The sequence below is a fragment of the Pseudomonas sp. AGC41 genome (assembly GCF_057334555.1).
In genome coordinates this window covers 82,579-86,658 of sequence record NZ_JBHFJB010000026.1, presented here as the reverse complement: position 1 = coordinate 86,658, position 4,080 = coordinate 82,579, and the positions used below count along the sequence as shown (strand labels likewise).

Below are 4,080 nucleotides of genomic sequence, written 5' to 3'. Positions count from 1 at the left end.
GGGCCGCTGCGCGCTGGAGCGCCAGCCCGGCCCAGCGGGCCCCCCCCCCCCCGCCACAGGTCAATCGCTGGCCTTCGCCTCTTGCAGCAGTTGCTGGATCACTTGCTCCTGCTCTGCATAACGCCCTTCGCCAAAGTGGCTGTAGCGCACCTGCCCCTTGGCATCGATGAAGTAATGGGCGGGCCAGTACTGGTTGTTGAAGGCGCGCCAGATTGCATATTGGTTGTCGATGGCCACCGGGTACTGGATGTCGAGCTTGCGTACCTGCTCGCGGACGTTCTCGATGATCTTCTCGTAGCCGTATTCCGGCGTGTGCACGCCGATTACCACCAGCCCGTCTTTTTGGTATTTCTTCGCCCAATCGTTCACATACGGCAGCGTGCGCTGGCAGTTGATGCAGTCGTAGGTCCAGAAATCCACCAGCACCACCTTGCCCCGCAACGATTCGCTGCTCAGCGGCGGCGAGTTGAGCCATTGCACTGCACCGTCCAGCGAAGGCATGGCGCCTTGGGCTTCGAGGGTCGGCATCGCGCTCGCGCCAGCCTTGCTCACCACATAGTCGATGGCCTTGGGCACGTTCTCCAGCAAACTTTTTTCCAGGCTGGTCGACTGCTGCGATGACGTCGCGGCCAGTAACCGGTCATCCGCCCCAGTGCCGATCGCCACCGCCGCCAGCAATACCAGCGCCCCGGTGGCCCGACGCAGCCAGGCAGTGATCGGCAGCGAGGGTTTCAGCCGACCGATCAGGCCGCGGCCGGCGAGGATCAAGGTTCCAAGCGACAACGCGCTGCCCAGGCCATAGACGAGTAATAACAGGCTGGTTTGCGCGCTGGCACCTTGCAGCATCGCCCCGGTCAGGATGACGCCGAGGATCGGTCCGGCGCACGGTGCCCAAAGCAACCCGGTGGCGACACCGATCAATACCGACGCCACAGGCCCGCCCATCCGCCCGGCACCGGCGTCAAGACGATTGCCCAGGCTGACCAGCGGCCTGGCGAGCCAGATGCCGACCCGGCTGAACATCAGCGACAAGGCAAACAGCACCATCACCACCAGGGCGACTTGCCGGCCGACGCTGCTGGCGCGGATTACCCACTCGCTGCTGACCACCGCCAGGCTCGACACCAGGGCGAAGGTCAGCGCCATGCCAGCCAGCGTCAGCAGCACCGAGCTGCGCGATTGATTGGTCCGGGCGAACAGGAACGGCACCACGGGCAGGATGCAGGGGCTGAGGATCGTCAGGATCCCGCCGAGAAAAGCGATCAGAAGCATGGCACACCTCAAATTGAAGGCTGGAAGTAGTCCCCCGTGGCGAGGGAGCTTGCTCCCGCTGGGCGCGGAGCGCCCCCTCGTATCTGCCTGACGCACCGAATGGTCAATGCGTCTTGGGGCCGCTTCGCGGCATGGCGGGAGCAAGCTCCCTCGCCACGAGCGAACGTCAGTTTTGGTTGCTGCAGTGATCAGAAAACTTGCGATAGTCCAGCGCCTGCTCGTGCCCCGCCGAATCCAGGTAGGTCATGTGGGCATTGACCACGCCGCAGGCCGGCTGTGGGTCTTCGGTCAGCGACAGCACCTTGCGCACGTCCAAATGGCTGCCGTAGCTATAGGTATGTGCCTGGACGTTGCTTTCAGCCCGGGCCGACAAGGTGCAGATATTCAGCGCGGCAAACAGGCAGGCGGCGTAGATGGCTTTGGTGTTCATGACGATGTCCTCGATTCAATGGTTTATCGCAGAGGCCGGTTGGGTTGCCTCGATGGATGCCATTGAATGCCGCCCAGGTATCGCGCCTGTATCGGCCCAGGGGGCTTTTTGCATCGCTGTGTATCCGCCGCGCGCCAGATACACTGCAATACAAACCGTCGCGGGCCAGGCCGGCGGGTGCCTGTAGACTGACCAACAACAAAACGCCAAGGGGCAGAACAGCATGGATCATGTCGATCATGTGTTGATCGTGGATGACGATCGCGAGATTCGAGAGCTGGTGGGCAACTACCTGAAAAAGAATGGCCTGCGCACCACCGTGGTCGCCGATGGCCGGCAGATGCGGGCCTTTCTGGAAACCACCCCGGTGGACCTGGTCGTGCTGGACATCATGATGCCCGGCGATGATGGCCTGGTGTTGTGTCGGGAACTGCGCGCCGGCAAGCACAAGGCCACGCCGGTGCTGATGCTCACCGCCCGCAACGACGAAACCGACCGCATCATCGGCCTGGAAATGGGCGCCGATGACTATCTGGTCAAGCCTTTCGCCGCTCGCGAGCTGCTCGCTCGGATCAACGCCGTGCTGCGCCGCACCCGCATGTTGCCGCCCAACCTGGTGGTCACCGAAAGCGGGCGCCTGCTGGCGTTCGGCCGCTGGCGGCTGGACACTACCGCCCGCCACCTGCTGGACAGCGACGGCACCATGGTCGCCCTGAGCGGCGCTGAATACCGTCTGCTGCGGGTGTTCCTCGATCATCCGCAGCGGGTACTCAACCGCGACCAGTTGCTGAACCTGACCCAGGGCCGCGACGCAGACCTGTTCGATCGTTCCATCGACCTGCTTGTCAGCCGCTTGCGCCAACGCCTGCTGGATGATGCGCGCGAACCGGCCTACATCAAGACCGTACGCAGCGAAGGCTACGTATTCTCGCTGCCAGTGGAGATCCTCGAGGCGTCGGTATGAAGCTGTCGCTGCGCTGGCCGCGTACCCTCGCCTCGCGCTTGTCGTTGATTTTCCTGATCGGCCTGGTCCTGGCTCAGGGCCTGTCATTCGGCGTCCAGTATTACGAACGCTACGAGAGCGCCAAGAACACCATGCTTGGCAACCTCGAGACCGACGTCTCGACGTCCGTCGCCATCCTCGATCGCCTGCCAGCCGCCGAGCGAGAGGCCTGGCTGCCGAAACTGGCTCGGCGCAACTACGGCTACGTGCTCGACGAAGGCGAACCGGGCATGCCGATGCTGCCCGACAACGCACCGATTTCGGTCAGTTCGATCCAGCAAGCCCTGGGCGAAGCCTATGCGCTGACCTATAACCAGATTCCAGGCCCGAAGATGCACTACCAGGCGCACCTGCGGTTGAAAGACGGCAACCCGCTGACCATCGATGTGCGTCCGGCAATGGCACCGCTTTCGCCCTGGCTGCCCGCGGTGCTGCTCGGGCAACTGGCGCTGTTGATCGGCTGCACGTGGCTGGCCGTGCGCATCGCCGTCAGCCCGCTGACCCGGCTGGCCGAGGCCGTGGAAACCCTCGACCCCAACGCCCACGGCGTGCGCCTGGACGAACAAGGTCCGACCGAAGTGGTACACGCGGCAAAAGCGTTCAATGCGATGCAGGACCGCATCGCCACCTATTTGAAGGAGCGCATGCAACTGCTGGCGGCGATTTCCCATGACTTGCAGACGCCCATTACCCGCATGAAACTGCGCGCCGAATTCATGGATGATGGCGTCGAAAAGGACAAACTATGCAGCGATCTTGGTGAAATGGAACACCTCGTGCGTGAGGGCGTGGCCTATGCCCGCAGCATTCACGGCGCCACCGAGGCCAGTTGTAGGATCAGCCTGGATGCGTTTCTCGACAGTTTGGTGTTCGATTACCAGGACACCGGCCAGGACGTGCAACTGTCGGGCAAGAACGCCGCCGTTATCGATACCCGACCCCATGCATTGCGGCGGGTGTTGGTCAATCTGGTGGACAACGCGCTGAAATTCGGCGGCGCGGCGCAGATCCAGATCCGGCCTGCCGCCAATGGGCAACTGGCGATCCAGGTGCTGGATCGCGGGCCCGGCATCAGCGAGGCGGAACTGGCCGAAGTGCTCAAGCCGTTCTACCGGGTCGAGAGCTCGCGCAATCGGGAAACCGGCGGCACGGGCCTGGGGTTGGCCATCGCCCAACAACTGGCGAGTGCCATGGGCGGCTCGCTGACCTTGAGCAATCGCGATGGCGGCGGGTTGTGTGCCGAGTTGCGGTTGGCTTGCAATATTCCATCCGGAAGCTGATCAAGCCCCCTGTGGATTGCCTTAAGTGAACAGTATTTCCCTGTGGGAGCGAGCCTGCTCGCGAAAGCGGTTTGCCAGTCGACATCACTGTTGGC

The 4,080-nt window shown here is 63.1% G+C and carries 4 protein-coding genes; 2 read left to right on the top strand and 2 right to left on the bottom strand.

The window, feature by feature from the left end:
* Positions 1–60: 60 nt before the first annotated feature.
* Both ACE04F_RS04605 and ACE04F_RS04600 read right to left on the bottom strand, forming a co-directional pair.
* Positions 61–1,272 (bottom strand): cytochrome c biogenesis protein DipZ, encoded by a 1,212-nt coding sequence (locus ACE04F_RS04605; RefSeq protein WP_486105203.1) that lies wholly within the window; start codon positions 1,270–1,272, stop codon positions 61–63.
* A gap of 166 nt (positions 1,273–1,438) precedes the next feature.
* Positions 1,439–1,702, bottom strand: coding sequence for a DUF2790 domain-containing protein (locus ACE04F_RS04600; protein WP_486105201.1), 264 nt, complete (start codon positions 1,700–1,702; stop codon positions 1,439–1,441).
* 223 nt (positions 1,703–1,925) lie between these two features.
* On the opposite strand from ACE04F_RS04600, the gene ACE04F_RS04595 reads away from it, so the two are divergent.
* Positions 1,926–2,666 carry a response regulator gene (locus tag ACE04F_RS04595; RefSeq protein ID WP_486105199.1) on the top strand — a complete coding sequence of 247 codons (741 nt, stop codon included), beginning with the start codon at positions 1,926–1,928 and terminating at the stop codon, positions 2,664–2,666.
* Positions 2,663–3,985 carry an ATP-binding protein gene (locus tag ACE04F_RS04590; RefSeq protein WP_486105197.1) on the top strand — a complete coding sequence of 441 codons (1,323 nt, stop codon included), beginning with the start codon at positions 2,663–2,665 and terminating at the stop codon, positions 3,983–3,985. The genes ACE04F_RS04595 and ACE04F_RS04590 overlap by 4 nt, the downstream gene beginning before the upstream one ends.
* The last annotated feature ends 95 nt before the right edge of the window (positions 3,986–4,080 follow it).

Excerpts from the sequence above, each read along its gene's own strand:
- ACE04F_RS04605 (WP_486105203.1), bottom strand. The coding sequence starts at position 1,272 with ATGCTTCTGATCGCTTTTCTCGGCGGGATCCTGACGATCCTCAGCCCC.
- ACE04F_RS04600 (WP_486105201.1), bottom strand. The coding sequence starts at position 1,702 with ATGAACACCAAAGCCATCTACGCCGCCTGCCTGTTTGCCGCGCTGAAT.
- ACE04F_RS04595 (WP_486105199.1), top strand. The coding sequence starts at position 1,926 with ATGGATCATGTCGATCATGTGTTGATCGTGGATGACGATCGCGAGATT.
- ACE04F_RS04590 (WP_486105197.1), top strand. The coding sequence starts at position 2,663 with ATGAAGCTGTCGCTGCGCTGGCCGCGTACCCTCGCCTCGCGCTTGTCG.